Origin of the sequence: Billgrantia lactosivorans, assembly GCF_003254665.1 — a bacterium.
GTDB classification, from domain to species: Bacteria; Pseudomonadota; Gammaproteobacteria; order Pseudomonadales; family Halomonadaceae; genus Halomonas; species Halomonas lactosivorans.
The window spans coordinates 41277-58452 of sequence record NZ_QHGY01000012.1; the positions used below are offsets into that span (position 1 = coordinate 41277).

General features: G+C 69.1%; 13 protein-coding genes. 6 read left to right on the forward strand and 7 right to left on the reverse strand.

Features of this window, described 5'->3' with window-relative positions:
• Nucleotides 1–58: 58 nt before the first annotated feature.
• The 4 genes from nirB to DIS04_RS17545 form a co-directional block, all read right to left on the reverse strand.
• Nucleotides 59–2560 carry a nitrite reductase large subunit NirB gene (gene nirB, locus DIS04_RS17530; protein WP_111415082.1) on the reverse strand — a complete coding sequence of 834 codons (2502 nt, stop codon included), beginning with the start codon at nucleotides 2558–2560 and terminating at the stop codon, nucleotides 59–61.
• Nucleotides 2557–3861 carry an NAD(P)/FAD-dependent oxidoreductase gene (locus tag DIS04_RS17535; RefSeq protein WP_111415083.1) on the reverse strand — a complete coding sequence of 435 codons (1305 nt, stop codon included), beginning with the start codon at nucleotides 3859–3861 and terminating at the stop codon, nucleotides 2557–2559. Before DIS04_RS17535 ends, nirB begins: the two co-directional genes overlap by 4 nt.
• Before the next feature lie 273 nt (nucleotides 3862–4134).
• Nucleotides 4135–5175: a CmpA/NrtA family ABC transporter substrate-binding protein gene (locus tag DIS04_RS17540; protein ID WP_111415084.1), complete on the reverse strand. Its 1041-nt coding sequence runs from the start codon at nucleotides 5173–5175 to the stop codon at nucleotides 4135–4137.
• A complete protein-coding gene (locus DIS04_RS17545) occupies nucleotides 5172–5810 on the reverse strand; it encodes an ANTAR domain-containing response regulator (protein WP_111415085.1) in 639 nt (212 codons plus the stop codon). The genes DIS04_RS17540 and DIS04_RS17545 overlap by 4 nt, the downstream gene beginning before the upstream one ends.
• A 402-nt stretch (nucleotides 5811–6212) precedes the next feature.
• Between DIS04_RS17545 and DIS04_RS17550 the strand changes: the two genes are divergently transcribed.
• The 5 genes from DIS04_RS17550 (at nucleotide 6213) to DIS04_RS17570 (ending at nucleotide 14027) form a co-directional block, all read left to right on the forward strand.
• A complete protein-coding gene (locus tag DIS04_RS17550) occupies nucleotides 6213–8978 on the forward strand; it encodes a nitrate reductase (RefSeq protein WP_111415086.1) in 2766 nt (921 codons plus the stop codon).
• Nucleotides 8938–9894 carry a uroporphyrinogen-III C-methyltransferase gene (gene cobA, locus DIS04_RS17555; protein ID WP_111415087.1) on the forward strand — a complete coding sequence of 319 codons (957 nt, stop codon included), beginning with the start codon at nucleotides 8938–8940 and terminating at the stop codon, nucleotides 9892–9894. The genes DIS04_RS17550 and cobA overlap by 41 nt, the downstream gene beginning before the upstream one ends.
• Before the next feature lie 365 nt (nucleotides 9895–10259).
• Complete coding sequence (locus DIS04_RS17560) at nucleotides 10260–11069, forward strand: formate/nitrite transporter family protein (protein WP_111415088.1); 810 nt, start codon at nucleotides 10260–10262, stop codon at nucleotides 11067–11069.
• A 1-nt stretch (nucleotide 11070) separates the two neighbouring features.
• Nucleotides 11071–12807, forward strand: a complete 1737-nt coding sequence (locus tag DIS04_RS17565) for a bifunctional protein-serine/threonine kinase/phosphatase (RefSeq protein ID WP_111415089.1) — start codon at nucleotides 11071–11073, stop codon at nucleotides 12805–12807.
• A gap of 149 nt (nucleotides 12808–12956) precedes the next feature.
• The gene (locus DIS04_RS17570; RefSeq protein WP_162623112.1) at nucleotides 12957–14027 is read left to right on the forward strand and encodes an AI-2E family transporter; all 1071 of its coding nucleotides are present in this window, start codon (nucleotides 12957–12959) and stop codon (nucleotides 14025–14027) included.
• Nucleotides 14028–14071: 44 nt separating this feature from the next.
• Here DIS04_RS17570 and DIS04_RS17575 read toward each other — a convergent pair whose 3' ends face one another.
• From DIS04_RS17575 to DIS04_RS17585, 3 genes are all read right to left on the reverse strand, one after another.
• Nucleotides 14072–14554 carry a peroxiredoxin gene (locus tag DIS04_RS17575; protein ID WP_111415091.1) on the reverse strand — a complete coding sequence of 161 codons (483 nt, stop codon included), beginning with the start codon at nucleotides 14552–14554 and terminating at the stop codon, nucleotides 14072–14074.
• A gap of 79 nt (nucleotides 14555–14633) precedes the next feature.
• Nucleotides 14634–15056, reverse strand: a complete 423-nt coding sequence (locus tag DIS04_RS17580) for a GFA family protein (protein ID WP_111415092.1) — start codon at nucleotides 15054–15056, stop codon at nucleotides 14634–14636.
• Between the two features lie 112 nt (nucleotides 15057–15168).
• Nucleotides 15169–16059, reverse strand: coding sequence for a LysR family transcriptional regulator (locus DIS04_RS17585; RefSeq protein ID WP_111415093.1), 891 nt, complete (start codon nucleotides 16057–16059; stop codon nucleotides 15169–15171).
• 133 nt (nucleotides 16060–16192) lie between these two features.
• On the opposite strand from DIS04_RS17585, the gene DIS04_RS17590 reads away from it, so the two are divergent.
• On the forward strand, nucleotides 16193–17167 hold the full coding sequence (locus DIS04_RS17590) for a TAXI family TRAP transporter solute-binding subunit (RefSeq protein ID WP_111415094.1): 975 nt from the start codon (nucleotides 16193–16195) through the stop codon (nucleotides 17165–17167).
• The last annotated feature ends 9 nt before the right edge of the window (nucleotides 17168–17176 follow it).

The following is a 17176-nucleotide window of genomic DNA, read 5'->3' on the forward strand; positions in this document are numbered from 1 at the left end:
TATCGGGAAATCGGCGAGCGAGTGCCGCGTAACGGCGCGATTCGCTCGCCCATTTCCATCAGGCCGGGCGGAGTTGGCCGCGCTCGGTGGTGTATATGATGTCCGGGTCCGGGCGGGCGTCGTTGACGAAGCTGCGGAAGCGCTTGAGTTTCTCCGGGTCGCTGATGGCGTTGGCCCATTCGCACTCGTAGGTGTCGACCACGGCCTGCATCTGCCTATCGAGTTCTTCGCCGATGCCGAGGCTGTCCTCGAGGATCACCTGCTTGAGGTAGTCCAGGCCGCCTTCCAGGTTCTCGCGCCACACCGAGGTGCGCTGCAGGCGGTCGGCGGTGCGGATGTAGAACATCAGGAAGCGGTCGATGATGCGGTAGAGCTGCTCGTCGTCGAGATCGGTGGCGAAGAGTTCGGCGTGGCGCGGGCGCATGCCGCCGTTGCCGCACACGTACAGGTTCCATCCGTTCTCGGTGGCGATCACGCCTATGTCCTTGCTCTGGGCCTCGGCGCACTCGCGGGTGCAGCCGGAAACGCCGAACTTGATCTTGTGCGGGGCGCGCAGGCCCTTGTAGCGGTGCTCCAGCTGGATCGCCATGCCCACGCTGTCCTGCACGCCGTAACGGCACCAGGTGCTGCCCACGCAGGACTTCACCGTACGCAGCGACTTGCCGTAGGCGTGGCCGGTCTCGAAGCCGGCCTCGATCAGCTCGCCCCAGATCGCCGGCAGATCCTCCAGGCGGGCGCCGAACAGGTCGATGCGCTGGCCGCCGGTCACCTTGGTGTAGAGCTGGTACTTCTGCGCCACCTGGCCCAGCACCACCAGCTTGTCGGGGGTGATCTCGCCGCCCGGCACGCGGGGAACGACGGAGTAGGTGCCGTTCTTCTGCATGTTGGCCATGAAGGTGTCGTTGGTGTCCTGCAGCGGGATGTGGGCCGCGTCGGTGATCGGCTCGTTGAAGCACGAAGCCAGGATCGAGGCCACTGCCGGCTTGCAGATGTCGCAGCCGAGGCCATGGCCGTGTTTATTCACCAGTTCGCTGAAGGTCTTGATGCCCTCCACCCGCACGATGTCGTAGAGCTCCTGGCGGGTGTGGGGGAAATGCTCGCAGATCGACTTGTCGACCTCCACGCCGCGGCTCTCAAGCTCATGGTCCACCAGGTTCTTGAGCAGCGCGGCACAGCCGCCGCAGCCGGTGCTGGCCTTGGTCGCGCCTTTCACCGCGCCGAGGTCCACGGCGCCGGCGTCGATCGAGGCGCACACGTCGCCCTTGGTGACGTTGTGGCACGAGCAGATGGTGGCGGTTTCGGGTAGGGCGTCCGGCCCCAGCGCGGGGGCGGCTTCGCCACCGGCGGGCAGGATCAGCGCAGCCGGGTCCTCGGGCAGCTCGATACGGTTGGCGTAGTACTGCAGCAGGGTGTCGTAGACGCTGTTGTCGCCGACCAGCATGGCCCCGACCACGCGCTTGCCGTCGCTGGAGACCACCAGCTTGCGGTACTGCTGCTTGAGCGGGTCGAGGAAACGGTACTGCCGTGCGCCGGGGGTACGGTCGCCGTGGGCGTCGCCGATGGAGCCCACGTCGACACCCATCAGCTTGAGCTTGGTGCTCATGTCGGCGCCGGCGAAGGTGGTACCGCCTTCGAGCAGGGTGGAGGCGGCGGCCTTGGCCATCTGGTAGCCGGGGGCGACCAGGCCGAAGATGCTGTTGTTCCACAGCGCGACCTCACCCACGGCGAGAATCGCCGGGTCGCTGGTCAGGCAGTTGTCGTCGATCACCACGCCGCCGCGCTCGCCGATCTCCAGGCCGCAGCCGCGGGCCAGCTCGTCGCGGGGGCGAATGCCGGCGGAGAAGACGATGAGGTCGGTTTCCAGCACCTTGTCGTCCTGGAACACCATGCGGTGGCGGCTGGCCTCGCCGTCGACGATCTCCTGGGTGGCGCGACCGGTAAGCACCTGCACGCCCAGCGCCTCGATCTTCTCGCGCAGCAGCTCGCCCCCTTCGCTGTCCACCTGCATCGGCATCAGCCGTGGGGCGAACTCCACCACGGCGGTGTCGAGGTTGAGCCCGCGCAGGGCGTTGGCGGCTTCCAGGCCGAGCAGGCCGCCGCCCACCACCACGCCGGTGGCGGCGGTCTTGGCCGCTTCACGGATGGCGTCGAGGTCTTCCAAGGTGCGGTAGACTAGGCAGCCTTCGCGCTCGTTGCCGGGAATCGGCGGTACGAAGGGGTAGGAGCCGGTGGCCAGCACCAGGCGGTCGTAGGCGTAGCGGCCCTGGGGGGTGACCACCTCACCCTTGTCTCGGTCGATGGCGGTGACGGCTTCGTGCAGGCGCAGTTCGATGCCGTGCTCGGCGTAGTACGCGCTGGTGGAGAGCGCCAGCGAGGCGGCATCGCGGCCGCTGAAGTATTCGGAGAGGTGCACGCGGTCGTAGGCCAGGTGGCGCTCCTCGCCGAACACGGTGACGGCGTAGCGCTCGGTGGCGCCCTGTTCGACCAGCTGCTCGACCAGGTGGTGGCCGACCATGCCGTTGCCGATGACGATCAGTTGCGGTTTCGCGGGCGTGTTCATGCGGCCTCCTTGGCGGGGCGTTGCGGTGATTCGTTCGAAGCGTCGTCGAGCAGGAGTTGGGCGTCGGCGGCGCCGAGCAGCAGCGCGGCGCGGCAGGCGGTGAGGTCGCGGCCCGCCAGGGCCTGCTCGAAGTACCAAGGGCCGGAGGCGGTGTCGGCGTAAAGCACGGCGCCTTCCAGGCGGCCCTCGCGCAGCAGCAGGCGACGGTAGTCGCCCTGCTGGGGATCGCGGTAGCTGAGTATCTCGTGATCGGGTTCGGCTTCGGTGGGGCCGAAGGCGTAGAGCGAGATGCCGCTGACCTTGAGCTTGGTGGCGGTGGGCTGTTCGACGTAGCCCGGTACACCTTCGGCACTGGGGCGGCAGAGCCGCTCGGCCAGCACGTCGACCTGGCGCCAGATCGGCTCGACCAGGCCATAGAGATTGCCTTGGTGCTCGCAGCACTCGCCCAGGGCGTGGATCGCAGGATCGGACGTGGTCAGCCACTCGTCGACGACCACGCCGCGGTTGACCTCGAGCCCGGCAGTGCGGGCAAGCGCCGCGTGGGGCACGATGCCGATGGCCACCACCACGCAGTCGGCGGCGAGCCGTGTGCCGTCGGCCAAGTGCGCGGCGCACACCTGGCCCTCGGCGTCGGCTTCCAGGCGCTCGAGCTGGGCGGTGGTATGGATGTCGAGCCCACGGCCGCGCAGCTCGTTCTCGAGCAGGCGGGCGGCGGTGAGGTCGAGCTGGCGGTTCATCAGGCGGTCGTCGCGCTGCAGCAGGCTTACCTGCATGCCGCGCTTACGCAGGCCCTCCGCCGCTTCCAGGCCGAGCAGGCCGCCACCGATCACCACGGCATTGCGGCCGGTTTCGGCGGCGTGTGCCAGGGCGTCGGCGTCGTTCAGGTCGCGAAACACGTGAACGCCCGGCAGCTCCAGCCCCGGCACTGGTGGGCGGGCCGGATGGGAGCCGGTGGCCAGTACCAGGCGGTCGTAGTCGAGTTCACGGCCGGCATCGGTGGTCAGGCGCCGTGCGCTGCGGTCGATGTTTTCCACGCGCTCGCCCAGTACCAGTTCGATATCGTGTTCGGCGTACCACTCGGCATCGCGCAGGGTAAGGGCCTCGCGTTCCATCTCGCCGGCGAGTAGCGGCGAAAGCAGGATGCGGTTGTAGGCCGGTGCTGCTTCGGCCCCGATGACCGTGATCCTGGCGGAGCGCTCGGGCCGGGCGAGCAGCGCCTCGACCAGGCGATGGCCGGCCATGCCGTTGCCGACGATGACCAGGTGTTCGCGGGATGCCGCTGCGGGATGTCGCTGTCGCATGGCTGGCAGCTCCTCTCGATGCGCTTGCGGGGTAACGGGGCATAAACGCAACGACGCCTCGGCGCGGCCCCGATCGAACTGGGATCGATTCGGGAAGCGCAGAGACGTCGTTGTCGCTTGCAATGTGGTGCGATCGCCATTGATCGCAGGTTGCCTTGCCTGCTTCAAGATCCCGGCCAGAACGCCGAATGGCTGGGCATTTTCCTTTTGTGACAGCGGGTTGGGTGATGGGAAAAGGGCCGGCCGGCGCCTGGCGAGCGCCGGCCGTGCACATCAGTGGTGCGTTGCGGCATCGAAATGCACAGGGCTGTAGCACGCCGCCAGCACGGCGGGATCGAAGCGGCCGCCCTGGGCTTCCAGCTGGCGCACGATGGGGTCGGCGAAGTGCAGGGCGGCCTGCGGCGTGGGGCGCAGCACGTCCGGGCCGTAGAGATGCTGATGAACGGGGGACACGTCGTGAGCGAGGGTGTCGAGGTGGCGAATCGAGCGGTCCAGGTAGGGTGGCAGGGCCAGCCACTCCCGCGCCTGCCGGCGGTGCTCGGGCGAGGCGGCCAACCACACGCCGGCCGCCGTCAGGGCACGCAGCAGGGCGGCCAGGGTGGCGGGGTAGCGCTGCGCCCAGGAGCGCGTCACGCCGAGAGCCTTCTCCGGGTGGCCGGGCCACAGCTGGGCGCCGGTGGCGACCAGCCGGCCCACGCCGCAGTGGCGCGCCAGGGTGCCCCAGGGCTCACCGGCACAGAAGCCGTCGATCTGGCCGTCGCGCAGGGCTTCGACCATGCGCGGCGGCGGCAGGGCGATCAGCTCCACGTCGCGGTCGGGGGCGATGTCGCCCAGCGTCAGCCATTCACGCAGCTGGTAGTGCTGGCAGGAGTAGGGGTAGACCATGGCCAGGCGCGGACGCTGGCCGCCGCCCTGGCCGCGCAGCCAGGTGCCGAGTGCCAGGGCGCTGGCGGCCGGGTCGTCGGTCAGTTCCGCACCGCTGGCCTGGCTCAACGCCGTGGAAAGCGTGAGGGTGTTGCCGTTGCGGCTGAGCAGCAGCGGCGCCAGGGTCTCGCAGGGGGCGCGACCGAGCCCCAGGCTCATGGCCAGCGGCATGGGGGCGAGCATCTGGGCGCCGTCGAGCAGGCCGGCGGCGACCTTGTCGCGCAGGGTGGCCCAGGCGTTCTCCCGTGACAGGCTGACGTCGAGGCCCTGGGCAGCGAAGCATCCCTGCTCGCGGGCGACGATCAGCAGGGCGGCGTCGATCAGCGGGACGAACCCGAGGGTGAGTCGCTCGAGTTCCGGCGAGGCGGCGTGGTGTGGCGGTTGGCTCATGAGCGGGTTCCCCGGTTGTCGGCGGTTCGCCCCTGGGGCGAGAGGGGGTTCAGGCGATCGAGAATGTCGATGACGCTATCGGCGACCTCGGCGATGCGCTGGCCGCGATCCATGGCCAGCTTGCGCAGCATGCGGTAGGCCTGCTCCTCGTCGCAGCCCTGGTGCTTCATCAACAGGCCCTTGGCGCGCTCGATGCGCTTGCGGTCGGCCAGCTGGTTGCGCGCCTTGTCGAGCTCCTGGCGCATGCTGTGGAAGGCGTCGAAGCGGGCGATGGCCACCTCGACGATGGCCTCGACGCGCTCGGGCACCAGGCCGTCCACCACGTAGGCGCTGACGCCGGCCTTGAGCGCGGCCTGAAGCATATCGGAGTCGTGCTGGTCGGCGAAGAACACCACCGGGCGCGGGTTCTCGCGGTTGAGCAGCGCCATGCTCTCGAGGGTGTCGCGGTCGGGGCTCTCCATGTCGATGATCACCACGTCGGGCTGATGGCGCGCGACCATCTCGTTGAGGCTGGCCGGGTTCGAGAGCCGGCAGATGACCCGGTGCCCTTCGGCCATCAGTGCCTCCTCGACCATGGCGGCGCGCACGACCTCGTCGTCGACCAGCAGGATGTTCAGGGGGGATGGTGGTGGCATAGGGTCTCGCTCATGAAAGGCGTGCCAGGGTGTCCTTGCCCAGCGCACTGCAAGAAACGTTCCAGGTTTCGCTTGGCCGGCGATGGCGTGGCGCCTGGCGCTTTCGGCCGGAGGCGCGAGCGAGCCATGCTCGCCCGCCCGGCACCAGGCTGGTGCAAGGGCGGGGCCGGTCGCAGGCGGATGGTGCAGGGCAGCATGCGGGAGCGACGACGGCGAAGGGCATCTGCCTGAATGAAGTTTCTTCTCCTGTGGGTGGCACGCTTCCTGCTTGATGCAGGTCAATACGATTGACAGGGGCGCCACGCGGCGCCCCGAGCGGCAACGACGCCCGCCAACGCCACCCTTCGGGGCCGGCCGCTGGCGGGCGTCGTCGTTTCGCCACCGACAAGACAGGAGATGGAGATGCGCGAGGCCCGAACCACCTGCCCCTACTGCGGCGTCGGCTGTGGCGTGCTGGCCAGCGTCGAGGAGGAGCGGATCGTCGAGGTGCAGGGCGACCCGACGCATCCGGCCAACTTCGGCCGGCTGTGCGTGAAGGGCTCGGCCCTGCACGAGACGCTGGGCAGCCAAGGGCGCCTGACCCAGCCCCGGGTCGATGGGGTCGAGGTCGACTGGGAGACGGCGCTGGCCACGGTGGCCGAGCGGCTGACGGCGGTGCGCGACCGCCACGGTTCGCAGGCGCTGGCCGCCTACCTTTCCGGGCAGCTGCTCACCGAGGACTACTACGTCGCCAACAAGCTGTTCAAGGGCTTTCTCGGCACGCCGCACCTGGATACCAACTCGCGGCTGTGCATGGCCTCGGCGGTGGCGGCCCACAAGCGCGCCTTCGGCGCCGACGCCGTGCCGTGCAGCTACGAGGATCTCGAGGAGGCCGAGCTGGTGGTGCTGGTGGGCTCCAACCTGGCCTGGAACCACCCGGTGCTCTACCAGCGCCTGAAGGTGGCCAAGCAGCGCAACCCGCTGCTGCGGGTGGTGGTGATCGACCCGCGGGTCACCGATACCTGCGAGATCGCCGACCTCTACCTGGGGCTTAAGCCGGGCAGCGACGCGCGCCTGTTCACCGGGCTGCTGGCGTGGATGGCCGAGCGCAACAGGCTCGACCGGGTCTACCTGGAGGCGCATGCCCAGGGCATCGAGGAGGCGCTTGCCGCGGCGCGCGAGCAGGACGCCTCGGTGGAGGCCATCGCCGCCGACTGCGACGTCGATGCCGAGCGCCTGGAGACCTTTTTCTACTGGTTCGCCACCCACCTGCACGTGGTCACGCTGTTCTCCCAGGGGGTGAACCAGTCGAGCAGCGGCACCGACAAGGGCAACGCCATCATCAACTGCCACCTGGCCGGCGGCAAGATCGGCCTGCCCGGGGCGGGGCCGTTCTCGATCACCGGCCAGCCCAACGCCATGGGCGGGCGCGAGGTGGGCGGGCTGGCCAACCAGTTGGCCGCCCACATGGACTACGACACCCCCGGCGCGCGCGACCGGGTCACGCGCTTCTGGGCCACCGAGCGGCTGGTGCCGTGCCTGCCGGAGGCGCCCGGTCACAAGGCGGTGGCGCTGTTCGAGGCGATCGAGCGCGGCGAGGTGCAGGCGCTATGGATCATGGCCACCAACCCGGCGGTGAGCCTGCCGCGGGCCGACCGGGTGCGCGCGGCACTGGCCAAGTGCCCGCTGGTGATCGTCTCCGAGTGCATGGCCGACGCCGACCTGCTGGCCTGCGCCGACATCGTGCTGCCGGCCTCGAGCTGGTCGGAGAAGGACGGCACCGTGACCAACTCCGAGCGGTGCATCTCGCGCCAGCGCGGCCTCCTGCCGCCGCCGGGGGAAGCGCGCCACGACTGGTGGATTGTCTGCGAGGTGGCCAGGCGGCTGGGCTTCGGCGAGGCCTTCGACTATGCCCATCCCTGCGAGATCTTCGACGAGCACGCGCGGCTCTCGGGGTTCGAGAACGGTGAGGGGCCGGGCGAGAGCCCCAGGCTGTTCGACATCTCCGGCCTGGCCGGGCTCGACCGTGGCGCCTACGACGCCCTGGCGCCGATCCAGTGGCCGGTCAACGCCGCCGCCCCCCACGGCACCGCGCGGCTGTTCACCGATGGCCGCTTCGCCACGCCAGACGGCCGTGCCCGCCTGCTGCCGGTGCGCCCGCGCCCGCCGGCCCAGGCGCTGGACGCTGCGCGGCCGCTGCGGCTCAACACCGGGCGCATTCGCGACCAGTGGCACACCATGACCCGCACCGGGCGGGCGCCGCGGCTGATGAATCACCGCGCCGAGCCGTTCATCGAGGTCGCCCCGGAGGACGCCGCCGAGTGGGGCGTGGAGGAGCAGGCGCTGGCCAGGCTGACGGGTGCCGGGGGGCACTACGTCGGCCGGGTGCGGGTGTCGCGCGGGCAGCGCCGCGGCGAGGTGTTCGTACCGATGCACTGGAGCGGCCACTTCAGCGGCTCGGCACGCATGGGCGAGCTGCTCGAGGCGCATCTCGACCCGTTTTCCGGCCAGCCGGAGTCCAAGCACGGCGCTGTTTCGCTGGAGCCGCTGCCGCTGGACTGGGAGGCCACGCTGCTGGTGGCCGACGACCTGGGCGTGGCGGAGACGACCTGGTGTGACGAGAGCCGCTACTGGGCGCGCATCCCTCTGGCTGACTGCCAGCGCTGGCAACTGGCCGGCGATGAGCCGGGCGCCTGCGCCGGGATGGAAAAAGTCGAGCGCGACTGGCTGGCCTGGCTCGAGGCGAGGCTGCCGGTGGCGCCGACGTTGTGGTGCAGCGACCCCGCCAGCGGCCGCCTGCGCGCCGCCGGGGTCGATGAGCGCGGACGCCTGCGCTGGTGGTTCATGTCGGGGCCACCACGGGAGCTGCCGAACCTCGCCTGGCTCGCCGAGCGCTTCGGCGAGGCCGCCAGAAGCGAGGGCGTGACCGCCGCACAGCGACGGCGCCTGCTGGCCGGCTGCGACGACGGCGCCGCCAACCAGGGGCCGGTGGTGTGCAGCTGCCATCAGGTGGGCCAACGCGCTATCCTAGGAGCCATCCGTGAAGGCGACGACAGCGTCGAGGCGCTGGGCGCCAGGCTGGCCTGTGGCACCCAGTGCGGAAGCTGCATTCCCGAGCTGAAATCGTTGATCGAAGAGGAGAAGGCCCATGCGGGCGCTGAGCCAACTGAAGTCACTGCTGTCGCCTGAGCTGCTCCGCCGGGCGACGCTGCCCAGGGCGCTGGGGCAGGCCGCCTTCTCGCGGCTGCACGGCCTGGGGCACATCGTGCGCTCGCCGTTCGGCCGCTCCACCCGCGTCGAGCTGCCCACCCTGACCCTGGACGGCGAGTGCCGCCCCGGGCGGGTCTACCTGGTGGGGGCGGGCAGCGGCGACGTCGAGCTGCTCACGCTCAAGGCCGCGCGGTTGCTGCAGCAGGCCGACGCGGTGGTCTACGACCGCCTGGTGGGCGATGACGTGCTGGCGCTGATTCCCGCCGGCCACGAGCGCTACTACGTGGGCAAGGCGCGCGGCCACCACAGCGTGCCCCAGGCCGAGATCGGCGCGCTGCTGGTCTCGCTTGCCCGGCAGGGCAAGTCGGTGGTGCGCCTCAAGGGCGGCGACCCCGGCGTGTTCGGGCGCATGGGCGAGGAGCTGGCCGCACTGGCCGAGGGCGGCGTCGAGGCCGAGATCGTGCCGGGCATCACCGCCGCCTCGGCCGCTGCCGCCGGCATGGGCATCCCGCTCACCGACCGCGCCCACGCCCAGCAGCTGCGCTTCGTCACCGCCCAGCTGTGCCGCAAGGGCGGCGAGCCCGACTGGGCCGAGCTGGCGCGCACCGACGAGACGCTGATCTTCTACATGGGCCTGAACAAGGTCAAGGCCATCTGCCACGGCCTGCGTCGGGCCGGCCTGCCCGACGACTGGCCGATCATGCTGGTGGCCAACGCCAGCCTGCCGGAACAGGCCTCGCGGGTCGGCACCCTGGCCGACATGCCGGACCAGCTCGCCGCCACGCCGCTGCCGTCGCCGTGCCTGATCGTGGTGGGCAGCGTGGTGCGCATGGTCGCGACCAGCCCGGCCGCTGCCCCGTCTGCCCAGACCAAGGGCCACATGCACCAAGATTGAGCGACGACACGCCGGGATGCACCGGCGTGGCCGATCTCGCCCGGACATAGTGCCTCTCCGACCCTCGGTCGTCGAATCCCGATGGCTGGCGGCATCGCTTGAGCCCCCCGCGGTTGCCTTCCGCTGGCTTCCTTGTCGCAGTTGCCAATGAGTTGGCACGCAACGTGCTTGTTCATGGCAGGGCTCTGCTGCCAATGCAGGCGGGCCGGCGGGATCAACGACGATCGCCGCTGCCATTCTTCGCAGGCCCACGACAACGCGACGAACACAGGCAAGGGCGCCTGAAGCTGCACGCCGGCTTCAGGCGCCCTTGCGTTTGTCACGTCAGCCACGAGACGAGAGGCGCCACGCGCGTAAACAACGCTATGTCCTATCTGCTTCCTTCCGAGTTCGCGACCAAGATGGTGGATGCCGGCGAGTCCAAGCTCCACATGGCCACCCGGGACGTCCTGATCCGCGCCTTCATGGCGGGGGCCATCCTGGCCCTGGCCGCGGTCTTCGCGGTGACCATCACGGTCGAGACCGGTTCGGCCATCCTCGGGGCCGCGCTGTTTCCGGTCGGCTTCTGCATGCTCTACCTGATGGGCTTCGACCTGCTGACCGGGGTCTTCGTGCTGACGCCGCTGGCCTGGCTGGACCGCCGCCCCGGGGTCACCATCGAGAGGATCCTGGTCCACTGGGGCAAGGTCTTCTGCGGCAACCTGGCCGGTGCCCTGACCGTGGCGGTGCTGATGGCGATCGTCTTCACCTACGGCTTCTCCACACCGCCGGACGAGGTGGGGCAGAAGATTGCCGGCATCGGCCATGCCCGTACCGTGGGCTACAAGGAGTTCGGCGCGGCCGGCATGCTGACCATCCTGATCCGCGGCATCCTGTGCAACTGGATGGTCTCGCTCGGCGTGGTCGGGGCGATGATCTCGACCACGGTGGGCGGCAAGGTGATCGCCATGTGGATGCCGATCATGGTGTTCTTCTTCATGGGCTTCGAGCACTCCATCGTCAACATGTTCCTGTTCCCCTCGGCGATGATGATGGGCGGCGGCTTCTCGATCGCGGATTACCTGATCTGGAACGAGATCCCGGTGGTGGTCGGCAACCTGATCGGTGGGCTCTCGCTGACCGGGCTGACGCTCTACGCCACCCACGTGCGCACCGCGCCGCTGCGCGACATCTGAGATGTCGGCCTTCCAGCCTGGCGGGTCGCTGCGGGTGTCGCTGGGCCAGTGTTCGGAGGCGGGGCGCAAGGCGGTCAACCAGGACTTCCACGGCGCCTACGTACCGCGTGAGCCGGAGCTCTCGCGCAAGGGCATCGTGGTGGCGCTGGCCGACGGCATCAGCAGCAGCGCGGTGAGTCGGATCGCCAGCGAAGCGGCGGTCAGGAGTTTCATCGAGGACTACTACTGCACCGCCGAGAGCTGGACGGTGAAGACCGCCGCCCAGCGGGTGCTGACGGCGGCCAACTCCTGGCTGCATGCCCAGACCCGGCGCAGCGAATACCGCTGGGACAAGGATCGCGGCTACGTCTGCACCTTCACCGCGCTGGTGCTGAAGTCGCGTACGGCACACGTCTTTCATGTCGGCGATGCACGGCTCTATCGCCTGGGCGCTCAGGGTGGCCTCGAGCCGCTGACCCGCGAGCATCGCGTCCGGGCGACGCCGGACAGCTACTACCTCGGCCGGGCGATGGGCGCCAGCGAGCAGCTCGAGATCGACTACCTGGCCCTGCCGGTGGAGGCGGGTGAGCGCTTCCTGCTGATGACCGATGGCGTATACGAGCACCTGGGCGAATCGCGCATGCAGGCGATTCTCGCCGAGCACGAGGCGGACCTGAACGCCGCCGCCCGCGCCCTGGTGCAGGCAGCCTTCGATGCGGGCAGCGACGACAACCTGACGGTGCAGGTGGTGCGGGTGGAGGAAGTGCCGCTGGGTCAGGCCGGGGAGATCTATTCGGGCGAGGCGAGACTGCCGTTCCCGCCGCAACTCTCGCCACGCATGTCCCTCGACGGCTATCGCATCCTGCGCCAGCTCCACGCCAGCGCGCGCAGCCATGCCTACCTGGCCGTGGACACGGAAACCGCGGAGAAGGTCGTCATCAAGACCCTGGCGACCGAGCTGCGCGAGGATCCGGGACACGTCGAGCGCTTTCTGCTGGAGGAGTGGATCGCCCGGCGCATCGCCAGTCCCCACGTGGTCAAGGCGCATCGCTCGGTGCGCCCCCGCCGTTACCTCTACAGCGTGACCGAGTACCTCGAGGGGCGCACGCTCGCCCAGTGGTTGCGCGACGAGCCGCGCCCGGAGCTGGAGACGGTGCGTGACCTCGTCGGGCAGATCGCCCGCGGCCTGCGTGCCTTCCATCGCCTGGAGATGGTGCACCAGGACCTGCGGCCGCAGAACGTCATGGTCGACGCCGCGGGCCACGCGACCCTCATCGACTTCGGCTCGGTGCGCGTGGCCGGCATCGCCGAAGCCCGGCCGGGGCAGGCCAACGACCCGCTGGGCACGGCCGCCTATACGGCACCGGAGTGCTTCCTCGGTGAGCCGTCCACGCCGCGCTCGGATCAGTTCTCGCTGGCGGTGATCGCCTATCATGCCCTCACCGGGGCGTTGCCCTACGGCACCGAGGTGGCCGGGTCGCGCACCCGGGCGGCCCAGCGTCGCCTCCGCTATCGCTCGGCGCTGACGCACAACCGCGACCTGCCTGGCTGGCTCGACGAGGTGCTCAGGAAGGCGCTGCATCCCAGGCCCGAACGGCGCTTCGAGGCGCTCTCCGAGTTCGTCCACGAGCTGCGCCAGCCCAGCCCCGTGTTTGTGCAGAAGCGTCGTCCGCCGCTGATCGAGCGCGATCCCGTGCGCTTCTGGCAGGGGCTTGCCGCACTGCTGGCGCTTCTGGTGCTCGCGCTGCTGCTCGAATGAGTTTCGTCGCGCCGGTTGCCGCTGGGCCCGCGAACCGAGCGGGCGAAGTTCCGCGGCGTGAGCCGCCTCTTCGACATCTGCTAGGCTGACTCCTGCGGGCGCCTGGAATGGCGCGATGCGGCAAATGCCGCGGCTGGCAAGGAGCTCCCATGGCCGACAAGGAGGAGAGCGGCACCGAAACGCTTTCGCGCTACACCCGGCGCGTGATGATCGCCATCGGGCTCGTGGCCCTCGTGGCGGTATTGCTGTACTTCGCCAGCAAGCTCATCCATGTGCTGCTGCTGGTCTTCGCCGGCATCTTGACGGCCGTGGCCATCGATGGGGTGGTGCGGCTGTGCCGACGCTTCTTGCCGATCGGCCGACGCTGGGCGCTGGTCACGGCGCTGCTGCTGATCTGCCTGGTGCTGGGCGGGCTGGGTGCGCTGATCGGCCCGCGCCTGGCGGAGCAGCTACCGCAGCTCGTCCAGCAGCTCCCGGAGGCCATTCGTCGCCTCATGGCAGCGGTTCAGGGGCTGCCCGGCGTCGAGGCGGCCCTGCAGCAGTTCGACGACCCCGCAAGCCTGGTCGGACAGCCCGTGCTGGACCGCCTGTCCACCGCCATCTCCACCACTTTCGGTGCGCTCACGAATTTCCTGCTGGTCCTCTTGATCGGCTTCTACCTGGTTCTCAGCCCGCGCCAGTACCTGAGCCGGCTGGTGCTGCTGTGCCCGCCCGCTCGGCGCGAACGACTGCATCAGGTGCTGAGCCTGCAGGGGCGCTCGCTGCGGCTGTGGCTGGTGAGCCGGCTGATCTCCATGCTGTTCGTCGGTGTCGGCGTTGCCCTCGGCTTGGTGATCATGGGCGTGCCGATGGCGGGCGCGCTGGGGCTGATCGCGGGTCTGCTCTCTTTCATCCCGTACCTGGGGCCGATCCTCGGCGCCATCCCGACGATACTGATCGCCTTTCTCGAAGCGCCCGTGCTGGCTCTCTATGCCATCGGACTCTACGTGATCATCGAGACGCTGGAGTCGAACATCGTCATGCCGCTGGCGGCCAGGGAGATGGTCAGCCTGCCGCCGGCCTTTACCGTGGTGGTCCAGCTCGCCGGTGCGGCGGTGGCGGGGGTGGCCGGGGTCATGCTGGCGACGCCCATTGCGGTGGTGGCGGTCGTCGCCGTGCAGATGCTCTATATCGAGGACGTGCTCGGCGACCGGGTCGACGTGCTGGGGCAGCGCGAGTGAACGCCGGAAAGGGCCGGGCCCGCCGACACGGGCCCGGCGGGGGATTACGCGAGGTGGGCCAGCACGGTATCGACGCTGCTCTTGTCGACCACGCCGCGCTCGGTGTCGATGCCCACGTAAGTCACCACGCCGTCCTCGGCGATCAGCGCGAAGCGAAGGCTGCGCACGCCCATGCCGGCACCGCTGGCGTCCTTCTCCATGCCCAGGGCGCGGGTCAGCTCGGCGTTGCCGTCGGCCAGCATCAGGATCGCCTCGGCGTTCTGATCCTTCTGCCAGGCACGCATGACGAAGGCGTCGTTGACCGCCATGCAGGCCAGGGTGTCGGCCTTCTCCAGCACCTTGTCGGCCTTGATCACGAAGCCCGGCATGTGGGTGTTGGAGCAGCCGGGGGTGAAGGCGCCGGGCACGCCGAACAGCACCACGCGCTTGCCGGCGAACAGTTCGCCCGTGGAGATGTCCTCGGGCCCGTCGGGGCCGTTGGTCTTGAGGGTGACGTCGGGAATCTTGTCGCCTACGGAAATGGGCATGGGCGGCTCCATGTGGTGTCTGGGTTAGCGATACTGTAGCGCAGTTTGGCGTCCTGGCACGTAGCCGAGTGTAGCCCGGCTAGCTGCCCTGGTAGGCATCGAAGACTTCCTGGCCGGTCATGTCGCGGGTCTCGTTGGCGAAGCGGTAGTACTCCGGCTTCTGATCGATGAAGATCTGGCTGTCGAAGCTCCACGCCTCGCCGCCGTCGACCAGCCCCACCGGAATGGCGTAGTGGTTGCCGGTCTTGAGGCGGTAGAAGAGATGGGTGCCACAGCGACGGCAGAAGCCGCGTTCGGCCCAGTCCGACGAGGCATAGACCGTGATGTTCTCCTCGCCCTCGATCTCGACGTCGCTGACCGATTCCAGCGCCAGCAGGGGGCCGCCGCCCCAGGTGCGGCACATGCCGCAGTGGCAGGCGCCGACGTTCTGCTTGTTGACTGCCACGGCGACCTTCACTGCGCCGCACAGGCAGCTGCCGCGTGCATTCATGCCATCCTTCATGTCGTGCTCCTCTCGTCGTGGGAGATCGTCGTGGAAGCTGCGGGGGCGACCCGCCCAAGTCAACAGTGTAGTTGCAGGAGCCCCGCCCTTACCGCCTTTGCCCGCCCCCGGTTCACTCCACCGCATGTTCCCGAATCAGCGCGCGCAGCGCCGCGGCGGCGGCCGAGAGGGGATGGCGGGGGCGCAGGACGATGCCCAGCGGACGGCTGACGTCCGGCGTCGTCAGCGGCCGGTATGCGATGCCGTCGGTGGCGATCTGGCGAAAGCTGAGCTGCGGCAGCACGCTGATGCCGAGGCCGGCGGCGACCATGCGCCCCACGGTGGCGATCTGGCTGGCGTCGCACAGGATCGATAGCGGGGCGCCCACCTCGGCCATGATGCGGTCGATGTCCTGGCGCGAGCTGGAGAGCCGGCTGATGCCGATGAAGGGGTGTCCGGCGAGCTGTGCCCACTGCACGCTGCGCTGCTCCAGCAGCGGGTGGCCGCTGGGGCAGACCGCCACGTAGCGATCGACCAGCACCGGTTCGAAGGCCAGTTCCTCGCTGTCGTGTGGCGCCACCGACAGTCCCAGGTCGGCGCGGCCCTCGCGTACCAGCTGGCTGACCTGTTCGGCCAGCACGTCATGCAGGCTCAGGTTGATGCGCGGGTAGCGGGCATGGAAGGCGGCGATGATGCCGGGCAGCAGCCCCGCCGCCAGGGTGGGCAGGGCGGCCACCGTGACCTTGCCGCGTTGCTTGGAGAAGCGCTCCTCGAGATCCTCGAAGGCCTCGGACCAGTCGTGCAGCAGGCGCACCGCCACCGGCAGGAAGGCCTCGCCCTCGGGCGTCAGGCCGAGCTGGCGCGTGGTGCGCGAGAACAGCGCGCCGCCGACGGCTTCCTCCAGCTTGCGCAGGGCGATGGAGATCGCCGGCTGGGAGAGGTGGATGCGTTCGCTGGCCTCGGCCAGGCTGCTCGACTGGGCCACGGCGACGAAGGCACGCAGCTGCTTGATACTGGGTTTCATTTAGAAAGTAAAACACAATTTAAAAACTATTCAATATACAAAATTAACGCCTCGATCCATGCTGTTGCTTGGGGCAGAACCCCAACGCAACTCGACAACAACAAGCCCGCCCGCTGGGCTCAAGGAGCCACTCATGAAGCCAACCGCAAAGACCCTTCTGACCGCCATGACGGCCGGTGCCACTCTGCTCTTCAATGCCGCCAGCGTACAGGCCGACGAGCGCCTCCTGATCGGTTCGACATCCAGCTCCTCGAGCCACTACAGCTATTTCGTCGCGCTCAACCAGATCATCAACGATAACGTCGAGGGAGTGAGTTCCTCGGTAACCGAGACCGGCGCTACCGTCGACAACCTGAAGCGCATGAGCCGCGGCCAGATCGACCTGGGTCTGGTGACGACCAATACCGGCTATCAGGCCGCCGAAGGGCTGGGGGATTTCGAGGGCCGCCCGGTGGAAAGCCAGCTGCTTTGGGTCTACACCATGGCACCCCAGAACGTGGTGGTGCGCGAGGACGCGGATGTCGACAGCCTGGAGGCCCTGGAGGGGGTGCGCTTCAATCCCGGCATTACCGGTTCGGCCACCGAGAGCACCACCGAGGCCGTGATGGAGGCGCTCGGCATCGCTCCCGACTACGTGCGCGGCTCGACCGGCGACGTGGTCGATTCGATCAAGGACGACCGGGTAGCCGGTTATGTGAAATCCGGCGTGGGCGAGAAACTCGACGGCTCGACCATGGACATCGCCACCTCGACCCCGATCCGCGTGCTGTCATTGACCGACGAGCAGGCCGATACGCTGCGCGAGGAGATGAAGGACATCGCCGTGGTCGACATCCCCGAAGGCGCCGGCGATGACATTCCCGCCTATACCACCTGGGCCTTCGGCGTGGCCGTGCATGCCACCCCGGACCTCGACGAGGAGATCGCCTACCAGATCGTCAAGGCCGCCATGGAGGACCAGGAAGTCCAGGCCAATGCCTTCTCGGCCATCGAGGACGCCGATCTCGCCGACATGACCATGAAGGTGGGCACGGTGGCCCTGCATCCCGGTGCGGCCCGCTACTTCGAAGAGCAAGGCGTGGAGATCCCCGACGCACTGCAACCCTGACCAAGCGGC